The following is a 21,724-nucleotide window of genomic DNA, read 5'->3' as shown; positions in this document are numbered from 1 at the left end:
TTATACCTTAATTAAATATTAATAACCTTAATTATGTTCTTCAAAAAGGCTTTTTTATGCTCATTCTTGTTAATTAGCATACTTAGAATTGAGGCTCAAACTCTTAAAATTGCCACCTATAATGTACGTCTTTATAATAATGGAGATACCGGCAATTTATGGGTAGATCGTGCCCCACGTGTTGCCAGTCTGATTCGTTTTCACGATTTTGATGTTTTTGGTGTTCAAGAAGCTTTTAAAAACCAATTGGACGATATGAGCAGCGCTTTGCCAGAATATGCACGCTATGGACTGGGTAGAGAGGATGGAAAGGAAGCTGGTGAACATTCTTCTATTTACTATAAAAAAGATCAATTTAAATTGCTTAAAAGTGGCGATTTCTGGCTTTCTGAGACTCCAAATGTGCCAGGAAAGGGTTGGGATGCCACTTGTTGTAATCGAATTTGTTCTTGGGTGTATTTGGAAGAGATTAAAACACGTAAAAAGTTTTATCTTTTTAATGTACATTTTGATCATCAAGGAGTAATAGCAAGAAGAGAAAGTGCCAAGCTAATGGTGCAAAAAATAAAGGAAATTGCTGGTAACCAGCCGGTTGTGCTAACTGGCGATTTTAATGGAAGTCGCTCAAGCGAATTATACCAAATTTTAACGAGCTCCCTAATTTTAAGTGATTCATATTCGGGAGTGAAATTCCCTTATGAAAATAATACATCCTTCAATGGGTTTAAAACTCCAAAAGGAATGGATGTTATTGATCATATATTTATCTCAAAGCATTTTACACCCACAAAATGGGGCATTTTAACAGATACTTATTTTGGGAAATTTCCTTCAGATCATTTCCCTATTGTAACTTACTTGAAATTCAATAAATGATTTTGAAAAGCTAAAGAGGGTAATTTTTACCCTTTTTAGCTCTCTTTTATTTCAGTTGCAGTTTTTTTGGGTTCTTCTGAAACGCCATCCTTAGCATCTTTAAACTCTTTCATGCCACGGCCCAAGCCACGCATAAGTTCTGGAAGCTTCTTGCCTCCAAACATCAATAATACCACTACCACAATTAAAATAATTTCAGGTCCGCCTAATCCAGCCATAATTTTCTATCTTATTTTTAAGCAAGGTGTGAATAAATTTTAGTTTTTAAAAATTATTAATTAATCTGTTACAAAACATTTTTTCTTCGCCTTAATTTACCTAAATCCTTTCCATGCGAGCTCAATTAAAATCAAGCATTTCAATGATTTTAATCAATAAAAGGCATCTTGATTTCTTACATTTTTGTATAAATTCTTTTGTTATGAAAAATCTCCAAGATATAAATACGGCTATTTTCGACCTTCGCAAAAGAGGGTATAGATTAGATTTTAATTTTTATTCTAAATACATTATTTGCGTGCCTTTGAGGCTAAAAATCGACTTGACAGATGTTGAGATTGATGAAACCTATAAATTCCCTTCGAAGGAGCACCCAGGTAAGCAAAATGTTTTATGTGCTTTAAAAACTCATGGCGGACAAAGAGGAATTCTTTATGAGATTTCGGATCGAGTTTATGAACTTTTTGAGGTTGTAAGACCCAAAAGAAAATTATCTAATACACAAGAAAAAAAGCAGAAAAGGAAGGATTCTTACTCAACCCAAACTTTGCTCACAACAGGATGATAAATATTAATCAATTACATATGAAAATTGAACCTAAAATATTGCCTGAGCAGATTTCAAATACTTTGTTTGAGCCTGCACATGAAAAAAAATATAAGCTCAAGCCTAAATCAGATAAAGTTAAAATGCCAATCATTGGTGTTTTAAATTTTGATGAATATGTGCTTAATGAGGATAAAGAGAAGCAAGCTAAAGTCCCAGTTTATAATCAAAGAATATTGAAGTTGTTGGATGATTTAGAATGTCCATTATTATTGCTTCCTCGGATACAAAGCGGCAACATTATTCAGAAAATAGGCTTTTTTACAGACATACGATTTACGGGTATTGCTACCATTGCTATGATTGTTAAAATAGCGAAATCTTTCCAAGCAGGATTAACCCTTTTTAATTTTGCAGAACCCTCAATTCCTGAAATGGATGATGATTATGCCCAAAGCTTTTTCATGAATAAGGGGATGTCGAAGGTCAACGGACTAGATCTTAAGCTTGTAAATATTGAGAAGGCAACAGCTTTCGATAATTTGGAAAGTATTTTAGATCAGCACGATATCGATTTGATTGCCGCCATGAATGGTAGAAAAGACCTGCTTTATAAATTGGATTTTGGATAATAGTGCTTCAAAATCGCTCTCCAAGCCATAATCATTTCTAGATGATATTAAACTTTAAACCATCTACCAAACAATTACAAGCAAAAAAGCAAGATATGCTCGTATTGGCAGGAGATATTGGCGGCACTAAAACCAACCTGGCTTTATTTAAGGCCTCAGGCGATGAGATTGTGCCCTTACATAATAATTCGTACCACACATCCGATTTCTCAAGCCTGATTGAGCTTTTGGCTTTATTTTTAAAAGATATTCCTGATCCCCATAAAATTTGCCTCGGTGTAGCTGGTCCTGTACTCAAAGGCCATGCTAAACTTTCCAATATTAAATGGGAAATTGATCAAAAAGAACTTAAAAAACATTTTAAAAAGGATTTTTCAATCATTAACGACTTAGAAGCAACAGCCTATGGCTTGGCGATGCTGAATGAGTTTGAAACTGTTGTAATTCATCAAGGGAAAGATCAAATTTCAGGAAATGCTGCAGTTATTGCTCCAGGTACGGGCTTAGGTGAAGCAGGTATTTACTGGGATGGTAGATTTTATCATCCCTTTGCTACCGAGGGTGGCCATGCTGATTTTGCTTCTCGAAATGCACAAGATTTTGATTTGTTTCTTTATTTACAAAAGCAATTTGGGCATGTGAGTTGGGAGCGGGTGCTTAGCGGACCAGGAATTATTCAGATTTATCAATTTCTTGTTCACGAAGTAAAAAGAGAGGAAAGTGCTTTTATAAAAGAGAAGTTTAAAAATGGCTATGATGCCTCTATAATTAGTCAGAATAATGAAAAATGCCCCCTTTGCAAGGAAACCATGCAGCTTTTTATACGATTTTTAGCTTTTGAATCTGCTAATTTGGTTTTAAAACATAATGCTACTGGCGGACTATTTATCGGTGGTGGAATAGCGCCATCTATTTTAAATCTTTTTAAAGAATATGATTTTAATAGATTTTTCTGCCAAAGTGGTCGTTTGAACGATTTAATTGAGAATGTTACGGTTAGGGTCATTCTCAATACAAAAGCTGCCTTGTTGGGGGCAGCTTGGTTTGGTTTTAATCATGATTAATTTAAAAGAATAATAATTTTATTCCCATCTTAAACCATAGGGTGCTCTCCGCTTTCAAAACGTCCTGTTTTATTACTTAAAACAATTTTAAATAAAATAAGCTCAATCTTGGTTTCAATATCATATTCATTTACACTTATGGCATGAAAAGGATGTTGAGCAGGATCACTTACCAAAGGCATAATCTTGTGAATTAGTCCCTGCATAGCCCTGCCACGCTCTTGTGGGTCTGTAATTTCTTCAAATCTTCCCCAAGCAATTACCGTCTGCCAGCGAAAAATGGATTGAATTTCTTCAACCTCGAAACAAACCTCCGGGTTTTTCCGCATCATCTCTATTTTTTTTCCTAATGCCGAATGGGAGATGATACTGGTGCCATCATAAATATAATTGGTCGGGACCAAATAGATAGCCCCGTCTGCATGGCATGCAATACGTCCAACAACTTGCCTTTTTAATAGGTTTTCAACTTCTTCTTCACTTAAATTTCCCAACATAATTCCGGATTTTATGGTTTACTCATTTTTGTTGTTTTTACACCCTCTATTTAGTTTAACAATTTTTAGAGTACCAATGTTTTATGAAAATCCGTTTCTTCTAAGGCACGTTCTAGGCGACTTAAAAAAACTAATTCTGATTTGTTTTTTGCAGAAAATGAGGAGCTTATCGCGGATGCAGTTTTCATAATCATTACCTTAACTTTTTCAGTAAATAGGTCCGGGTACTTTTCCTTGAAAACTTGTAGGCTATGTATTGCTTTTCCTGGATCTGGATGTTTATCTGTTAACCAATCGAACACAATTTCAATCTGATAGGCTGAATCTGTTTCGAATTCATCAAAAGTATCATCAAAAGCTAACCAATGTGCTTTTACTGATTCTCTTAATGCAGTCATTTCTTCTTTTCTTACGGTTTTATCCACTGCTGCAGCAGCGTAAAATATCTTACCTAAAAGCTGGTAAAATCTTAAAATAGTTTTGTTTGAATACTTCATTGACCTTGTTTTTTTCTTGGGTCAATTTGCATTTTTTAACTAAATGGCTAGATGATAATTACTAGCAAAATCTATGATATTTATCAAGCCTTGCTTTGAGGAATATGATCATGCTTGAAAATAATATTCTCAAGCATGATGAATAAAATGGCTTATTTGGATAAACCCGCTTCGGCAATAAGTAATAGTAAGCCGAATTTTATGGCTTCATCGCCTTTCTCATTAATCCACCACTCGTCTAGTGAATGTGCATTTCCGCTATTTCCACCTCTTCCAATCGTAATACTTGGAATGCCTAATGAAATGGGAATATTCGAATTTGTTGATCCAGCGCCAATTTTTGCTGTACGATTAAAGAATTCATTTGCTGCAGCTGCTCTTTGGATTATAGCTAAGCTTTCTTCTTGAAGGCCTGAAGGACGTTCACCAATTTTTTCGAAAACTAAACTAAGTTTCGGACCTTTTTGAACTTTAGAATTATAGTCGTTCAAGGCTTTATTCATCTGCTCTTTTAATATTTTTTCGATTCCTATTAATTTCTCGGGACTCAAAGAGCGCATATCAACTTCAATCCATGTTTCAAAAGGAATAGAATTGACTGATGTACCACCACCAATACGTCCCACATTGAAGGTGGTTTTTGGTCCCGTACTCACAAAATCACCTGCCACAGTACTGAAATAATCGATTGCTTTTCCCATGGCATGATGCGGATTTGCTAATCCAAAGGCACCAAAAGAATGTCCTCCGGGACCATTGAAAGTCACTTTATAACGTAATGATCCTAGTCCGCTACTAACCACCCGGTTTATGTCGCCACCATCAATAGCAATATGTGAATCTATTTTTTTAGCTCCTTGTTTAAAGATGTTTTTGATGCCTCTAAGATCTCCTAAACCCTCCTCACCAACAGTGCCAGCAAATAAAATATCAGATTCTGTTTTAATTGAAGCGCTATTCATGGCTTTTAAAATGGTAAGCATCATACTTAATCCGCGGGTATCATCACCAATTCCAGGTGCATAAAGTGTATCCCCCTTCATTTTTACTGTAACGTCTGTTTCGATAGGAAATACAGTGTCTAAATGTGCATCAATCAGGACAGTTTTGCCATTTCCGCTTCCTTTTCTTAGGGCCATAACATTACCCACTTCATCAATCCAAATGCTATCTATTCCTGCAGCTTCCAGCATTTTTTTGAAATGTTCCGCTCTTTTTTGCTCCTGAAATGGAGGGGCAGGTATTTCGGTAAGCTCAATGAGCTCTTTTATGCTGCTAGGTTCTAATTCCTGAATGATTGTAAAGGCTTTTTGAATCTTATCGTTTTTACTTAACTTCTCAATTTCCTTCTTAAAAGGGGTCTGAGCGCTGATATTTTTTTCATTTTGAGCGAAAAGAATTGCAGTAGCGAAGAAAAAGATGATAAAAAGTGATAATTTTTTCATGAATTAATTTTTCTTAAATATTTATTCAATAAATATAGTATTTCAGATTTTATCGGTTAATATTTCTTGTAATTAGCGTAGAAAAAACCTTCTTATCCCAATTAAAATGAAAATAAATACACTGAAAATGATAAAAAATGGCACAATGTATTCAATTAAATTTAATGGCAGCATGATGGCTATAATTAGTAATTGAAAGCCTAATCCGTAGATTGAAAGCAAAGACATGAACCATGATGGGAAGCTCTTAACTTTATAAGCCTCTGGGTCTAAAACATGAATAATCTTGTCGAAAAAGCCATAAACTAGGTAATAAATTGCGAATAGGATGTTCACAGAACTTTGTTTCTCACCCGGTAATGCTCGCGGTGCTTTATATTCAAATATTTTACTGGTTGTATCACCACCTTCCGACATATTTCTCAAAATAACATAGTAATAGTTATATAGAGTACCTTGCAATTGAACGGCAAAAAATGCTATGTATGCATAGTAAAAGCTCGTTTTTGTTACCATGGCGATGCTGGTAAATATTAAAAAATTTAAGATGATATCGAAAACACTATCTAAATATCTGCCAGTATAAGATGGCGTTTGATTAATTCTTGCCAATTCTCCATCTGCAGCATCAATAATCGATTTTAAGATGATAAAAAAGGATGCCCACCAATAAAAGCCTTGAATGATGCAATAAATAGCAATAAGTCCGGATACCCCAAAAAGTAATGTGACATGAATGGGAGTAATACGAGTATGGCTTATTGAGTTTGCGAATAATTTTCCTGCCGATCTGCCGTAATCTGACAGATCAAGAAATTTATCACGAGAATTTAATTTTGACATTAGAAATAGAGGGTAATGCTTGTGACAATATAGTCGAGAATACAAAGGTATAATTGTTTATTGTATTGCCATTAATAAATGCAATTTCTTATTAATTCTTCATGAGTGGTGTTTCTATGCAATTATTTGATTTTTGAATAAAATCTTTGCACTGTCAAATTGTTTTTACAATCCTACAATATGACACAATATCGACCTAAGCACAACTTGAAATCAAAACATTACCTTTATTATTGTGCTCATTTAACACCCAAATTTACTAATGGATAAAAACAATACGCTACGAGGTCTAATCGGTGCCGAAGATCAACTTTTGGATCTGATTTCTGATGAGCATATTTCTACCTCATTTGATACTCCACTGAAGCCTGATGCTTTCAAAATGGATGATGAAACTAAGATTCAACTTATAACCAAGCATTTCACTCAAATCATGGATATTTTAGGTCTTGATTTGACTGATGATAGCTTGAAGGATACTCCAAAAAGGGTAGCTAAAATGTATGTTAAAGAGATCTTTAGTGGTTTAAACCCAGATCTAAAACCTTTGCCAACTTTATTTGAAAACCAGTACAAATACAATCAAATGCTGGTTGAACGTAATATTTCAGTGTACAGTAATTGTGAGCATCATTTTGTGCCAATTACAGGTAAAGCGCATGTGGCATATATCAGCAATGGAAAGGTTATCGGACTTTCAAAGCTGAATAGAATTGTTCAATATTACTCCCAAAGACCTCAGGTTCAGGAAAGGTTGACCATTCAAATAGCGAATGAAATGAAGAAAGCATTAGGGACTGAAGATGTGGCAGTTATCATCGATGCTCATCATCACTGTGTTTCTTCTAGAGGTATTCGTGATGTAAATAGCTCAACAGTAACGGCTGAATATTGCGGTAAATTTTTATTGCCTGATACAAGGAATGAATTTTTAAAACACATTGGATAATGAATTTTCAAGGTAAAAATATATTGGTGGTGGGTGGTAGTTCGGGCGTGGGACTCGCTTTAGTGAAGTCGCTAGCCGCTCAAGGCGCCCAAGTTTACTCTGCCAGCAGAAATACTTCTTCGGAATGGCCAGCAGGGACAATTCATATTCCTTTTGATGTTTTAGCCGAAGGTGCATCTTTAGCTGATAGTCTGCCAGAACAATTACACGGTTTAGTTTACTCCGTTGGAAGCATTACGCTAAAGCCATTTAGTCGTTTAACGGAAGAAGATTTCATTACAGAATATCGTTTAAATGTGGTAGGTGCGGCAAAAACCATTCAACAGGCTTATCGTGCTTTGAGAGGCGCAAAACCTTCATCAATCGTATTAATTAGCTCGGTTGCAGCACGTACGGGTATGAGTTATCATGCAAGTATAGCTTCAGCAAAAAGTGGGGTAGAGGGATTAGCAATTTCATTGGCGGCAGAGTTTGCATCTCAAGAAATTCGCGTTAATGTGGTTGCTCCTTCATTAACAGACACGCCATTGGCTGCAAGTCTTTTAAGCACGCCTGATAAACGTGAAGCATCCGCTAAACGCCATCCTCTAGGTAGAATTGGAACGCCTGAAGATATATCTTCTGCAATTTCATTCTTACTGTCGGATGAAAGTTCTTGGATAAGCGGACAAGTACTCGGTGTTGATGGTGGAATGAGCTCTTTAAAAACGCTTTAAATCATGAATATCAATCGGGATCATATCTCTGTGATGGAGAAACGTTTTCGTACGACTTTTATCAATAGTCTGCCGGGTTATAAATGTCTTCAAATGCTCGGGACTATCAGTCCTGCGGGGATAACAAATCTAGCTTTATTTAACTCAGTTTTTCATTTAGGGGCTAATCCAGCCTTGTTAGGCATGATTTTTAGGCCAGATGGAGATGATCATGACTCCCTAGAAAACATTAAAAAAACAGGGCAGTACACCTTGAATAATGTCTTACCTGAGTGGTTTGAACAAGCTCATCAAACAAGCGCTAGGTTCCCCTCGGGATATTCCGAATTTGAGCCTTGCGGTTTTAAGGAGTTTTATATAGAAGGTTTTAAAGCACCTTTTGTAGCTCAGTCGAGCATTCAAATTGCTCTGGAAATGAGAGAATTGATAGATATTTCAATTAACAATACCAAAATGCTAATTGGGGAAATTGTTCATGTTTCGATGGATGATAGCATTTTAGAGAGCGATGGTTATGTAGATCATTTAAAAGCAGGTACGGTAACTGTTGCCGGATTGGATAGTTATTTTACCACTTCGCATTTAGCAAGGTTAGCTTACGCGAAGTTTTCTCAATAATCAGGATTCAAGATTCAAAATGGTGACAAACTCTAGGACAGATGTTTTAATAATTGGGGCGGGTTTGGCTGGACTTAGTGCTGCGCGTGTGCTTAAAAGTGCTGGCCGTAATTTTAAGATTCTTGAAGCTTCTGATGCAATAGGAGGTAGGCTTAAAACAGATCAAATAGATGGCTTTTTACTAGATCGAGGTTTCCAAGTGCTTTTAACAGCATATCCTGAAGCTAAACATTTCCTTGATTATAAAGCCCTTGATTTACAGTCGTTTAGTCCGGGTTCAATTATTCTAAATCATTCAGGTATTGATCAAATTGGTGATCCGCTACGTGAACCTTCTTCACTTTTAAAAACTTTAAATTCACCTGTCGGTAGTTTTTTTGATAAGATTAAACTCCTCGGACTAAGATTGAAGTTAGCAGGTTCGAGTATTGATGAGATATTCACCAATACTGAAATTACTACACTAAATTATTTGAAAAATGCGGGTTTTAGTGAGCGTATTATCGCCAATTTTTTTACCCCATTTTTAAGTGGAATTTTTTTAGAAAACAAGCTTGATACCTCCTCTCGGATGTTTGAGTTTGTGTTTAAAATGTTTAGTGAATCCGATACGGCGATTCCTGCAAAAGGGATGGGAATGATTCCGATGCAATTAGCTTCGGGAATAAATCCTGAAGATATTATTTTAAATGAATCCGTAAAGAGCATAAACGGGAATGATGTTTTAACGCTTTCAGGCAAGGCGTACCAAGCTAACACCATCTTGATCGCAACTAGTGCCGATAATATCCCAGAGCCCTTTATAACGCAAAACAAGGGCAAAAAATCAGTGACATGTCTATATTTCTCGGCTGATCAGGCACCATATCATCAAAAATTGATTGCTTTGAACGCAAATCCCAATAAACTTGTCAATAATATGGCAGTAATGACTAATGTTTCTAAGCATTATGCTCCAGAGGGTAAGTCATTGATTTCTATTTCTATAATTGAGGATTGTAGTGCTTATAATGATGCTGAATTGGAATTAAAGGTTAAAGAAGAGCTCAAATTCTGGTATCCAGATTGTGTAGATTGGAAGCATCTAAAAACATATGTCATTCCCTATGCGCTACCTGAAAATAAGCATGTTACGAATGATTTAAATTCCTCGACTATCCGCTTAAGCGATTCAACTTTTATCTGTGGCGATCATTTACTAAACGGCTCTATAAATGCCGCGCTTAAAAGTGGAAGGCTAGCAGCTGAGTCGATTTTATCTCTTTGATAAATAATAAATCCCCATCATTAAATACTAATATCTTTAAGCTTTTTAAGCTTTCATCGACTAATGATTGATTTGTTCTAAGTTTATTCAACAAGAAGCATGGTTCTAATCTGCTGTAGAGTTTTGTTTTGAAGTCGAGCATAATAAATACCAGGTGGATATCCCTCATTTTCAAAAGTTATTTTATGCATCCCCCCATTAATTTCACTATCTACCAGAGTTTTAATTAGTTTTCCTTCCGTATTAAATACCTGAATTAAGGTATGTCCTCCATTACTTTCGTAAGAGATAGTTGTGGATGTTTGGAATGGGTTCGGATAATTGGTAATTATATTTTTCCCTGAACTTTCTACAATTAAATCTGGTTTGCTCGACATACATGGAGCTGATTTCTTAATTAGTGGCAGATTTTGAAAATTTTTAAGCATTACATTTTCAAGGGTCCGCTCAGGAACACAAAACCATTGTTGGAGGATAGATGCATATATCGACCTAAAATCATATTGCATGGGTATATTATCTGCAGTTCCAGTGCTTAAATTAATTATGGGACTAGTTCCAGTGATATCATTTTGAGCATAATGCCCGAAAACGAGAAGGGGGGCTGCTGCTCCATGATCGGTACCGCCACTAGCATTGGATTTGATACGTCTTCCAAATTCAGAGAATGTCATACCAATTACTCTTTTACTTGAATTTAGAAATTCAAGATCATCCATAAAAGCCTTAATTCCTTCAGAAACTTTCTGCATCAGATTTGCATGGGCACCAGTTTCAGTTGCATTCGCATTAACTTGCTGTGCATGCGTATCGAAACCGCCCAGACTTACCATGTAAATTCTTGTTTTTAAGCCACCAGCAATTAATCGCGCTACTATTTTCAATTGATCTGCTAGCGTGTTTCCTGTAGGATAACCTGAAAATTGTTTTGTTACCCTTGCTGCCGCTGCTTTAATTACGGAACCATATTGCTGAGTTTGTTGTGCAATTTGGCGGATATAGGTTAATTCTTTTCCACCTCTAGTATTTGGCGCGGTTCCTTGTATCCCGTTTATTAGGTTATAGAAATTTACTGGGTCAGATATAGCCATACCCATATTTACGGCCGGGCCTTGCATAGCTGGTGATACAAATGATCCAATCTGAATAGCGAGGGGGTCAGGCATAACAGTATTTGGATATCCCGTTGGGAAACCACTGAATTCTTCATGAAGATAGCGGCCAGCCCATCCTGAATTAATTGTTTGGTTCGAATCAGATGCACTTAGCCAAATATCGGTAGCTCTGAAATGTGAAAAATTGGGTTGTGGATAGCCTACTGATTGAACGATATTAAGTTTATCTTCATTGAATAGAGTTTGCAGCCCTTTCATTGAAGGATGTAAACCTGTAAAGCTTGTACCATTCAACTTAAGTATCTTATTTTTAGGAATAATTATATTAGAACGAGCATTACTCAAATTATCATATTGGTCAAATGGGATAACCATATTCAAACCATCATTCCCTCCGTTCAGTTGAACTATAACAAGCACATGATCAGTCTCTGTTGGAGCCTGCGTAAGGGCCGAAACTAGTGGAGACTCTGCGAAAGCTTTAAAAGTAAAGCCATTGATAAGAGCAGGAAATAAAATTCCAGCAGGTGCTGTGTTTTTTAAAAAATCCCTTCTTTTCATGATAGCTGGTATTCCGGAAGGTTCATTAAATATTTATACATAGCCTGCAATCGGCTTAAAACTATTGTTCTATTGGCAGCAACAGTAACATTCGACTTATAAGCATTCCATGCACCGGTCCAGTAAGAATCAGTCAACTGTCCCGAAAGCAAAATACTCTTTAGAAAGACTTTTACCTCTGGGGAAACTTCTATAGCGTAAATAAGTGATAAGCTATCGTCTATTAAAGTATTTGGATCAGAAGGGTTTGGTAAGTTATCAACAAAAGAAATTATGTCAATATTTATTTTTTTACCATTTCTCGTATATCCGTTTGAAATCATTGTATCGCAAAACTGGTTGCGTCGTGGAAGTGTGTCTGCATTAATCCAGATTTCATGATATTGAGGTTCTTGATGATAGGCAGGCCAACCAGCAACGCTTGGAGGGTCTCCCACATTTTGCTGCATATTTGAAGCTTGAGTACGAATATAATCATGCATGAAATAATGATTTACTACATCAGAAGATTGCGGAAATATTATATTGAACTCCCTACTTAAGCCTATGCAAAAATCAATGGGGCTTTTTATTAAACAAGCTTTATTTACTGGATCAAAAAAATGTTCACTGCTAAATAGTGCTTTTAATACAGGCTTTATCTCATAATTGCTATTTCTGAAAATAGTAGCTAGTGGTGCAATTATATTGGCCTCTGTTGCATCATCTATTTCATAATAAATGAAAAATCGATATAGTTTTCTACAAATATAGAGTGCTGTTTCAGTTTGTTGAAAGATAATATTTATCAATTCGTCAAGTTCTGTCGCTCCACTCGCACCCGTTTTTCCTTTGATTATTGCGTTATTGTAGAACGCTGAAAATTGTTTATCTCCACTGTCATGCTTATTTGGGTCAAATGAAGAACTAATAGTTGTGGAGTTAACAGTATATCCTGTAAGAACCCTAGCGGCTTGTTTAACATCATTTTCGGTATAATTTGACTTAGGTCCTTTTCCTAGAGTGAATAATTCTTGCAATTCTCTCGCATAATTTTCATCAGGAGAGGTTTTATTATTTAGATAACCATTTAGGTACTTTAGCATTCCAGGATCTAGGGTTATTTCTTTTACCATAGTTTTGAAATTGCCAAGTGCTAATTTTCTAAGTAGCATGTGATGCTTATAAGAGTACCTTGGGTCATTAATGTCTAATATTTCAGTGGCAAAATGATTATGCCAAAACAAGACCATTTTTTCATGAATACAGGTGCTTTGATTTAGCATCAGGCCAGTCCACCATGATTTAAGTGAAGCATTTCTGCGGGAAGTATTATTTCCGTCAAGCGGAGCATTCACCCAACTTTGTCCTAATTGAACATTTGGATCGGTATATGATGTGTCATTGTAATTATTTACGGGCGCTTGCGGACTAGGTTCTTCGGTTAATAGCAAATCAAGAATTTCGTCTAAAGTCTTGCCTTTTAATTTGGCAAGGTCTGATTGCTTAACACCAAATAAAATTCGTTTCAATAAATGGCTAATCTCCGAATTTCCTAGGGGCGGAGAGTACGGAAATAAGCTAGCATTTGTTCGAAATACAGAGGTTCTAATTTTAGAACTCAGGAAACTTCTTCTATCCATTAAGGATGACTATATTTTTTAAGCAAAATTTAATTCTGACAAAACTATATCCTAAAATTAATATTTTTTTATTTGATTCTGGCTTCTGAATTTTTATTGATAAAACCTTTTCATAATATAATAAAAATAAATAACATTATCAAATGTTTCAAAACACCTTAAAATGTCTATTTTTAATTAATTTATTAATGATACAATAATTTTAATCGCTAAAATTCCATCCTAATGAAATATCTATTTTCCATCTTGCTTATCGCCATTGCCTTTTTTTCTCTTGGATTTTTGCCTTCAAAATTAACCAAAAGTCCTTTGGGTAATCAATTTTCAGATACAACACAAACGACTGTTGTTGCTACTAATTTAACTGTGCCATGGGAAATTGCTTGGGGGCCAGACAATAAAATTTGGATTGCCGAACAGGAAGGTTTAATCAGTAGGGTAGATCCAAATACAGGCAAAAAGGAGCTTTTGCTTAAATTGACTGATGTTTGGCAGTTAAGAACCTCTGGCTTACTTGGCATGGCTCTTCATTCAGACATGAAGAAATTCCCATACATTTTTTTGAATTATACCATCGAAAAAGACAATAAGAAACAAACAAGATTGGTTCGATATACCTGGAAAAACGACACCCTCATTCTACCTAAAGTTTTAATGGAAATTCCTGCAGCTTTAGGTCATAATGGCTCTAGAATTACTGTCCATAAAGGTCTTGTTTACTGGGCTACAGGCGATGCTTTAAGCATGGTAGATTCGCAAAATCCACTTACGCCGAATGGCAAGATCTTAAGAATGCATATAGATGGCACGGTTCCTAAGGACAATCCGATACAGGGCAATCCGGTTTGGGCATGGGGTTTTCGTAATATTCAGGGAATGGCCTTCTCTTCAAGTGGTCAACTTTACACCTCCGAGCATGGCGATACCAATGATGATGAAGTAAACTTAATCCTTAAAAATAGAAATTATGGATGGCCAACCGTTCAGGGTTTTGCCGAAAGTGATGCCGAATCTGCGTTTAAAAAATTGAATAATACGGTAGATCCATTATTGGCATGGACTCCAACAATTGGTCCGGCAGGTCTCGATTATTATTCATCAAGTAAAATTCCTGAACTTATTAATTCATTGCTTCTGGTTTCTTTAAAGGGTAAAAGTTTAAGATCCCTAAAACTTGATAGTGAGGGTAAAAGCATAATTGAACAGCAAGTTTATTTTGAAAATAAATTCGGTAGAATACGTGATTTATGTGTTTCTCCTGCTGGAGATATATATTTAGCTACTAGTAACCGCGATTGGAATCCTGTAGCGGGCTTCCCAAAACCTGAAGATGATAGAATTATTAAAATTTCTGGTTTAAGCAAATCCGATCCTCAAAATCTACTTTCTTCATTGCCTCCTGGTTCGAAGGGTGAGACTCTTTATCTTCAATATTGTGCTTCTTGTCACAAAGAAAATGGAATGGGACTGAAAGGTGTTTTTCCTTCTTTGCAAAATTCTCAAACTATTGTTTTGAATCCTAAGGACTTAATTAAAAAGGTATTAATGGGTTCCAAGGGACCAGCAATAATTGATGGTGTTAAATATGATGCGGCAATGCCAGCTTTTGGATTTATGAAAGATGAAGATTTGCTTGATATTTTAACCTATATACGCTCTTTAGGCTCAAGTCATGCTACACCAATAGACGCCAAAATGATTAGACAAGTTAGAGATGCTAATCAATAATTAGCTTCATATTTATTATTTTGCCTAAGATTTAATATTTTTGTAAAAATTTAAGGAAGATTTTTAGCTTATCGTTAAAAAATCAATTCCTTTTATACTCAAAAGCAATACTATTTATCTACCTATGGCTATCAAAACTAAATCTGAAATGAAATTTTATATAAAATCATTTCTATTTCTCTTGTTACTGTTTATTTCAAATATTTCTAATGCTCAATCTCAAATTGACTTTATAAGTGATGATTATCCAAAAGCTCTAAAAAAAGCAAAGGAAGTCAATATGCAAATGATGATTATGGTATATGCAGATTGGTGTCCGCATTGTAACGTTATGAAAACCACAGTATTAAACGATGCAAATGTGATAGAGACGCTGAATGCAAATTATGTTAATTTGCAGATAAATGCAGATAAGCCTGAATCTAAGGTTATTATGGATAAGTTTGGGGTAGTTTCATTCCCTGCTTTTATATTTGTTGATACAACTGAAACCATGCTGTATAATGCAGTAGGAGAGATAAATAAAACAGATTTCCTTGTTGAAGCTAAAAAATCTTTGAATCCAAGATTGCAATTACCCTTTTTAAAAGCTCAATTTGAAAGTGATCCACTAAACGGGACAAAATGTTTAGCTTATTTAAATGGTTTGCGCCGCGGTATCGAGAAGAATAAAACAGCTGAAATTGCTTCTCAATATTTAAGCTCCCTTAATGAGCAACAAATGGTAAGTCAGCTGAATTGGAGAATATTAGCCTATGCAGTAACTGATCTCAAATCAAAGGAATTGCCTATTGTTCTAAAATACAGAAAGGAATTCGCTCAGATTTTTACTGAAGCAAGGGTAGAGACTAAACTCCATAGTGCGGTTAATCTATCATTGAAAAACGATGTTGCAAAATTGGATTCTGCTAATTACTCAAAAAATAAAGATTTTGCTCGTAATGTAATGAAAGTGAATATTGATTCATTGGCCTTTAAATACGATATTCAATTATATGAGAATTTAAAAGATTGGCCTAAATATAATGCTGTAGCAAAGAAAATGCTTTCTAAAATGCTTTGGAACGATGCGGCTAAAATCAATGATATCGTTAAAAATTATGTGCGTCACATCAGTTCAACAAGTGATTTGAAAATTGCTAGTGGCTGGATGAATCGCTCTTTACAGTTGAATAATAATTATGAAGCTAATTTTATTCAAGCCAAATTATACCAAAAACTTAAGAATATACCTGAGGCAATTAAATATGCTCGTGTAGCTAAAAAATACGTAGTAGAAATGAAGATTGACACTAAAGATATTGATAAGCTTTACACTCAATTAGCAATTAAATAAGCTGCTTTTAATAAATAAGCTCATTTTAGTCATCCTAGAGAGTTTGTCTTTTTAGATGACTAAAATTTAAGATTGTATATAACATGATTTGATGCTTTTGCTAAAGTAATTTATACCCTTATATTACCATTTTAATATCGCTACCACAGGTAAATGATCAGATGCATAATGCTCTTGCACTACATAGTGTTTAACAGTTATAAATGCATTTCCCTTCTTAAACGCGATGAAATCAATGGTTTTATTTGGGCTTACTACCGGAAATGTAGGATCACAGTTTTGGCAAGTTCTAGTAAATTTTTGATCAAACTGTTTTATCTCAGCTGATTCTTCCTCCGCATTTAAATCGCCTGCAATGATAAATGGCAGTCCTTCTTCTTCTGCTATTTGATTAATCTCCTTAATTTGGATAGCCCTATTTTTAGGTTCTCTTTGTGCATCTAAATGGGTAGATCCAAATCGTATGAAATCTCCATTTTCTAAATGGATTTTGGCAGTCGCTAATACTCGAGGCTCACCTCCAGTTTCCTTGACTGTTGTTAATCGATGAATCTTGCTTTCACTGATTGGATATTTGGATAAAATGCATACTCCATAATCGCCACCATCATGATCAATGGCTTTGGCAAAGAAAAAGTTCATTCCGAGCTCCCTAGCAATGATTTCAGCTTGGTTTATTTTGCCTGAGCGACCTGTATTTACATCTACTTCTTGTAGTGCTACTAAATCGGGATTTTCAGCTTTTATTGCCTTTATAATTGAATTTAGATCAATTAATTTGGGTTTACTTGGCGGATTTCCAATGTGGATATTGTAGCTCATTATTTTAAGCTCTTTTTGTCCTGAATTGCTAGATTTTTGCTTGATTGTAGCACAAGAACTTCCTACAAGAATTAAGACTGCTAAAATTAATTTTTTCATTTTCTTTTTGAATGAATCTAAGATATTTTTATAAATTTCATTACATTGATTTTGTACATTTAATAAAAATAATAAATATGAAGTCTAAATTTCTGATCTACATCCTGATTTTAATATCATGTAATGTATTTGCTCAATCTAAAAATGCTGAATGGGAATATTTGTTTAATGGCAAGGATTTAAATAATTGGAAAATTTTAGGAGGAAAGGCTACTTATTCAATTCAAAATGGTGAAATAATCGGAACAACGGTCTCTAGCACGCCTAACACCTTCCTTTCTACCGAAAAAGAATATGATGATTTTATTTTGGAAGTCGAATTGCTCGTTAATCCACTGATGAATTCAGGCATTCAAATTAGAAGTTTGAGCAAAAAGGATTATCAAAATGGGAGAGTCCATGGTTATCAGGTAGAAGTTGATCCTTCATCGCGCGCCTGGAGTGGTGGTATTTACGATGAAGCGCGTAGGGGATGGCTTTATAATTTAGAATTACATCCTCAAGCAAAAACAGCTTTTAAGAATAACGAATGGAATAAATATCGAATTGAATGTATTGGAAATAGTATTAGAACTTGGTTAAATGGTATTCCTGTAGCGCATTTAATTGACGCCGAAACACAAAAGGGATTTATTGCTTTGCAAGTTCATTCTATTCCTAATTCTGAGCCTGCTGGGCGACAAATTAGATGGAAAAACGTCAGAATACAGACCAAAAACTTAAAGCCATCTCCACCAAGCTCAATTTTTGTGGTAAATACATTGCCTAATAATCTCTCTAAAGAGGAAAAAAATCTAGGCTATCGCTTATTATGGGATGGAAAAATGAATAAGGGCTGGACTCAAGCCAATAAGAATGTATTCCCAGAAAAGGGTTGGAATATCCAGGATGGTGTTTTAAGCGTTGAAAAGGATCAAGTCGGTCAGCCTGCTTTGGGTGGGGATATCACCACAAAAAAGAAATATACTTCTTTCGAATTGAAGTTTGATTTCAAATTAACTGAGGGGGCTAATAGCGGAATAAAATATTTCGTAAATGATTATAATGGCTCTTTGCTTGGCTTAGAGTATCAAATTTTGGATGATGAGAAACATACAGATGCTAAAATGGGAATTAAAGGTAATCGAACCTTGGCCTCATTATATGATATTATAGCAGCTCAAAAAATCCCTGCCTCGCTTAAAAAGAATGGAGAATGGAATCAGGCTATGATACGTGTTTATCCCAATAATAAAGTAGAACATTGGTTAAATGCTTATAAAGTTCTTGAATTTGATCGTTCCTCAAAGGAATTTAAAGAAATGCTATCCCAAAGTAAGTTTAAGGAGGTTAAAGGTTTTGGCTTTGCTCCCAATGGTAAAATATTGATTCAGGATCATGGTGATGAAGTGTCTTTTAGAAGTTTGAAAATTAGAGAATTACAATAAAAACGCATGGCTTTTATTGCTACTTCAATCTTCTTTTTCAATAATACTGACCGATTTTTTCTTCCTCATTATTTATGGTTCTGAAAATAAAATTCTCTATAATATACGATTATTTTTATTAATTATTCAATAAATAGTCAATTTTGGTATATTTTATCAATTAATATTTAATAATTGTTATAAATATTGCACTTTTGTATATGGGCTGCATGTTAGGCCATAGAATAGAATTTAAATGAAGCTAAGCGAAAAAGAATCAATTTTTACCAATGAAGTGGTAAACAGATTTGAACTTTATAATAGTTTATTTCTGACATTACCATTTTATCAGATTAAGCATACCGGGACTTTATTACCGTTTTTCACCTCCCATTGTGAGGAGGGGGTAAAATCTGAACTCGGTCCCACAGATATTATTGAAAGTTTCTTCGGTCAATATGAGCAATACGTTCATGCCGCCGATCGCTTTGATCTCTTATTTCGATTCATTCAATACATTGAACGTCAGGTGGTTCTATTTGATGCGGTTGAAGATGCTTCTTTTAATAAGACTGGCCGATTTGAAGATACAGGTTCTTTAAATTCACTCTTTCAGCAGGCTGCTTCAAACCCAGCAATCGACAAAAAAATTAAAGATAAGCTGAAAGATTTCTCACTTAGACTTGTTTTAACAGCACATCCAACACAGTTTTATCCTGGTCCGGTCTTAGCTATTATTACCGATTTGATTGAAGCCTTGAAGCAAAACGACATTAATTCAATCAATTTATTGTTAAAACAACTTGGGAAGACCCCATTCTTCAATAAAAACAAGCCAAGCCCTGTAGATGAAGCAGCTAGTCTTGCCTGGTTTCTTGAAAATGTATTTTATCAAACAACTTCAAGTATTCAATCGCAAATTGACAAGGAGTTTGATCTTTCGGATGCAGCCCAGTTTATAGAATTGGGTTTTTGGCCTGGTGGTGACCGTGATGGTAATCCTAATGTGACTACAGAAAGCACCAAAACTGTTTCAGCTTTATTAAGGACAATACTTTTCCGTTGTTACTACCGCGATTTTCGTAATTTAAAGAGGCGTGTTACATTCCGTGGAGTGGAAGGGTATATTTCAACATTGCAGGATCTGTTTTATGAAAACAGTTTTAACGTAGCCGAAAATCCTGAAAATCAACAAGCTGAGATTCTTACAAACCTCGAAGCAATCAAAAAAGTGCTTATTGAAGTCCATGATGGCTTATTTTTAGATAAAGTTGAAGATCTAATCAATAAAGTAAAGCTTTTTGGTTGCTATTTTGCCTCTTTAGACATTAGACAAGATAGCCGTATTTTAAGAAATGTACATCAATATGCTTTAAAGCAAAATGGCATTGAAAGAGGGACTGAAGAAATAACTGAAGAAGAGCGTATTGCCGGACTCACATTTAAAGAATTAGATTTTCATTGTCCCAATCAGCCAGACCTTCTAATTAAAGATACGCTGGATACTATTCGTTTGGTTAATAAGCTTCAATTTGCTGGTGGGGAGAAGGCATGTCATCGTTTTATAATTAGTAATTGCCAGCAAGCCTCAGATATTCTTCAATTAATGGAGTTATTCCTATTGAGTGGATGGAAAAAGGAAGCCCTAAATATAGATTTTGTTCCACTATTTGAAACTATTGATGATTTATCAAAGGCAAGCCAAATTATGGAGGTGCTTTATACTCATCCCTTCTATAGCGAGCATTTAAAGCGTCGGAATAATAAGCAAACCATTATGCTTGGTTTCTCAGATAGTACTAAGGATGGTGGTTATTTGATGGCTAACTGGTCGATTTTAAAGGCCAAGGTGGCATTAACTACTGCTGCGAGAAATAATGGGGTCAAACTTGTGTTTTTTGATGGTAGAGGCGGTCCCCCAGCTAGAGGTGGAGGTAAAACTCATTTATTTTATGCTTCTATGGGTAAAGATATGGCGAATGATCATATTCAGCTTACCATTCAGGGACAAACAATTAGTAGTCAATATGGTTCATTTGATAGTGCTCATTATAATATGGAGCAACTTATCAACGCGGGTATTGTTTCTTCTTTAGCATCTAATAATGAGCAAACATTAAATGCTGCCCAAACCGACTTAATTGCCAGTTTGGCAAATGATAGTTATGAGGTATTTGCTGCTCTTACAAAGCATCCTTTGTTTTTGAAGTATCTCGAAAAATATAGTCCGCTGAAACTACTTTCTCAAATTAACATTAGCAGTAGACCAGTAAAAAGGAATGTAGATTCAGAATTAAGGCTTGAAGACCTTCGTGCAATTAGTTTTGTTACCGCTTGGAGTCAGTTAAAACAAAATATTCCAGGTTATTATGGTGTGGGTACAGCCTTGAAAAAAGCAAAGGATAATGGTTTATTTAATGATATAAAAGCACTTTACAACGAATCAGGTCAATTTAAGACCATGATTGATAATTGTATGATGTCGATGTCTAAATCCGATTTTAGACTAACAGCATATCTTGAAAATGATGGTACTTTCGGACCATTTTGGAAGATGATTAGGGATGAATTTGAACTTACTCGTAATTTATTGCTAGAGGTATCTGACACTCATTCTTTAATGGAAAAATACCCCGTTGAGCGTAAATCAATCGCTCTACGCGAAAAAATTGTCTTGCCATTGGTTATTATTCAACATTATGCTCTTCAACAGCTTAATCAATTGAAAGCATCAAATTTAGATGATAGTCATAATGAAATTTATGATAAGCTGATTATTCGTACAGTTTATGGAATAGTAAACGCAGGAAGAAACTTAGTTTAAATTATTGTTTACAAAAGAAAAAGCCTGTTATTTTATAAATA

The 21,724-nt window shown here is 35.1% G+C and carries 20 protein-coding genes; 12 read left to right on the top strand and 8 right to left on the bottom strand.

Going from position 1 to position 21,724, the window contains the following annotated elements; genetic code table 11:
• Window positions 1-33 precede the first annotated feature (33 nt).
• On the top strand, window positions 34-876 hold the full coding sequence (locus QZ136_RS07200) for an endonuclease/exonuclease/phosphatase family protein (protein ID WP_291401912.1): 843 nt from the start codon (window positions 34-36) through the stop codon (window positions 874-876).
• 35 nt (window positions 877-911) lie between these two features.
• Here the strand turns inward: QZ136_RS07200 and tatA are convergent, their stop codons facing one another.
• Window positions 912-1,094: a twin-arginine translocase TatA/TatE family subunit gene (gene tatA, locus QZ136_RS07195; protein ID WP_291401911.1), complete on the bottom strand. Its 183-nt coding sequence runs from the start codon at window positions 1,092-1,094 to the stop codon at window positions 912-914.
• 203 nt (window positions 1,095-1,297) lie between these two features.
• On the opposite strand from tatA, the gene QZ136_RS07190 reads away from it, so the two are divergent.
• Genes QZ136_RS07190 through glk form a run of 3 tightly spaced genes read left to right on the top strand, consistent with a single transcriptional unit; the run spans window position 1,298 to window position 3,338 of the window.
• Window positions 1,298-1,660: a hypothetical protein gene (locus QZ136_RS07190; RefSeq protein ID WP_291401910.1), complete on the top strand. Its 363-nt coding sequence runs from the start codon at window positions 1,298-1,300 to the stop codon at window positions 1,658-1,660.
• A gap of 20 nt (window positions 1,661-1,680) precedes the next feature.
• Complete coding sequence (locus QZ136_RS07185; RefSeq protein WP_291401909.1) at window positions 1,681-2,274, top strand: hypothetical protein; 594 nt, start codon at window positions 1,681-1,683, stop codon at window positions 2,272-2,274.
• 41 nt (window positions 2,275-2,315) lie between these two features.
• Complete coding sequence (glk, locus tag QZ136_RS07180) at window positions 2,316-3,338, top strand: glucokinase (protein ID WP_291401907.1); 1,023 nt, start codon at window positions 2,316-2,318, stop codon at window positions 3,336-3,338.
• Window positions 3,339-3,367: 29 nt separating this feature from the next.
• Here the strand turns inward: glk and QZ136_RS07175 are convergent, their stop codons facing one another.
• From QZ136_RS07175 to QZ136_RS07160, 4 genes are all read right to left on the bottom strand, one after another.
• A complete protein-coding gene (locus tag QZ136_RS07175) occupies window positions 3,368-3,835 on the bottom strand; it encodes a pyridoxamine 5'-phosphate oxidase family protein (RefSeq protein ID WP_291401905.1) in 468 nt (155 codons plus the stop codon).
• A gap of 65 nt (window positions 3,836-3,900) precedes the next feature.
• Window positions 3,901-4,332 carry a hypothetical protein gene (locus QZ136_RS07170; RefSeq protein ID WP_291401903.1) on the bottom strand — a complete coding sequence of 144 codons (432 nt, stop codon included), beginning with the start codon at window positions 4,330-4,332 and terminating at the stop codon, window positions 3,901-3,903.
• Window positions 4,333-4,484: 152 nt separating this feature from the next.
• Window positions 4,485-5,777, bottom strand: coding sequence for a M20/M25/M40 family metallo-hydrolase (locus QZ136_RS07165; RefSeq protein WP_291401901.1), 1,293 nt, complete (start codon window positions 5,775-5,777; stop codon window positions 4,485-4,487).
• Between the two features lie 72 nt (window positions 5,778-5,849).
• The gene (locus QZ136_RS07160; RefSeq protein ID WP_291401899.1) at window positions 5,850-6,620 is read right to left on the bottom strand and encodes a CDP-alcohol phosphatidyltransferase family protein; all 771 of its coding nucleotides are present in this window, start codon (window positions 6,618-6,620) and stop codon (window positions 5,850-5,852) included.
• Window positions 6,621-6,882: 262 nt separating this feature from the next.
• Here QZ136_RS07160 and folE point away from each other — a divergent pair, with 262 nt between their 5' ends.
• The 4 genes from folE to QZ136_RS07140 are packed head-to-tail and all read left to right on the top strand — an operon-like array spanning window position 6,883 to window position 10,170.
• Window positions 6,883-7,569: a GTP cyclohydrolase I FolE gene (gene folE, locus QZ136_RS07155; protein WP_291401897.1), complete on the top strand. Its 687-nt coding sequence runs from the start codon at window positions 6,883-6,885 to the stop codon at window positions 7,567-7,569.
• Window positions 7,569-8,285 carry an SDR family oxidoreductase gene (locus tag QZ136_RS07150; protein WP_291401894.1) on the top strand — a complete coding sequence of 239 codons (717 nt, stop codon included), beginning with the start codon at window positions 7,569-7,571 and terminating at the stop codon, window positions 8,283-8,285. The genes folE and QZ136_RS07150 overlap by 1 nt, the downstream gene beginning before the upstream one ends.
• 3 nt (window positions 8,286-8,288) lie before the next feature.
• Complete coding sequence (locus QZ136_RS07145; protein WP_291401892.1) at window positions 8,289-8,903, top strand: flavin reductase; 615 nt, start codon at window positions 8,289-8,291, stop codon at window positions 8,901-8,903.
• 19 nt (window positions 8,904-8,922) lie between these two features.
• Window positions 8,923-10,170, top strand: coding sequence for an FAD-dependent oxidoreductase (locus QZ136_RS07140; protein ID WP_291401890.1), 1,248 nt, complete (start codon window positions 8,923-8,925; stop codon window positions 10,168-10,170).
• Between the two features lie 83 nt (window positions 10,171-10,253).
• Here the strand turns inward: QZ136_RS07140 and QZ136_RS07135 are convergent, their stop codons facing one another.
• Together QZ136_RS07135 and QZ136_RS07130 are read right to left on the bottom strand one after the other, a co-directional pair.
• Window positions 10,254-11,846: a DUF1501 domain-containing protein gene (locus QZ136_RS07135; protein WP_291401888.1), complete on the bottom strand. Its 1,593-nt coding sequence runs from the start codon at window positions 11,844-11,846 to the stop codon at window positions 10,254-10,256.
• Window positions 11,843-13,468: a DUF1800 domain-containing protein gene (locus QZ136_RS07130; RefSeq protein WP_291401886.1), complete on the bottom strand. Its 1,626-nt coding sequence runs from the start codon at window positions 13,466-13,468 to the stop codon at window positions 11,843-11,845. The genes QZ136_RS07135 and QZ136_RS07130 overlap by 4 nt, the downstream gene beginning before the upstream one ends.
• Window positions 13,469-13,693: 225 nt before the next feature.
• Here QZ136_RS07130 and QZ136_RS07125 point away from each other — a divergent pair, with 225 nt between their 5' ends.
• Both QZ136_RS07125 and QZ136_RS07120 read left to right on the top strand, forming a co-directional pair.
• Complete coding sequence (locus QZ136_RS07125; RefSeq protein WP_291401883.1) at window positions 13,694-15,196, top strand: PQQ-dependent sugar dehydrogenase; 1,503 nt, start codon at window positions 13,694-13,696, stop codon at window positions 15,194-15,196.
• Window positions 15,197-15,344: 148 nt separating this feature from the next.
• Entirely contained in the window at window positions 15,345-16,532 is a 1,188-nt protein-coding gene (locus tag QZ136_RS07120; protein WP_291401882.1) for a thioredoxin family protein, read from the top strand.
• Window positions 16,533-16,655: 123 nt separating this feature from the next.
• Here QZ136_RS07120 and QZ136_RS07115 read toward each other — a convergent pair whose 3' ends face one another.
• A complete protein-coding gene (locus QZ136_RS07115; protein ID WP_291401880.1) occupies window positions 16,656-17,453 on the bottom strand; it encodes an endonuclease/exonuclease/phosphatase family protein in 798 nt (265 codons plus the stop codon).
• Between the two features lie 77 nt (window positions 17,454-17,530).
• Here QZ136_RS07115 and QZ136_RS07110 point away from each other — a divergent pair, with 77 nt between their 5' ends.
• Together QZ136_RS07110 and QZ136_RS07105 are read left to right on the top strand one after the other, a co-directional pair.
• On the top strand, window positions 17,531-18,880 hold the full coding sequence (locus tag QZ136_RS07110) for a DUF1080 domain-containing protein (protein WP_291401878.1): 1,350 nt from the start codon (window positions 17,531-17,533) through the stop codon (window positions 18,878-18,880).
• A 235-nt stretch (window positions 18,881-19,115) separates the two neighbouring features.
• Entirely contained in the window at window positions 19,116-21,683 is a 2,568-nt protein-coding gene (locus tag QZ136_RS07105) for a phosphoenolpyruvate carboxylase (protein WP_291401876.1), read from the top strand.
• Window positions 21,684-21,724 lie beyond the last annotated feature (41 nt).

The sequence above is a fragment of the Daejeonella sp. genome, from assembly GCF_017495225.1.
In the GTDB taxonomy this organism is placed as follows: Bacteria; Bacteroidota; Bacteroidia; order Sphingobacteriales; family Sphingobacteriaceae; genus Daejeonella.
Note: the sequence above shows the minus strand (reverse complement) of the source record. Positions and strands in the feature narration are given on the sequence as shown.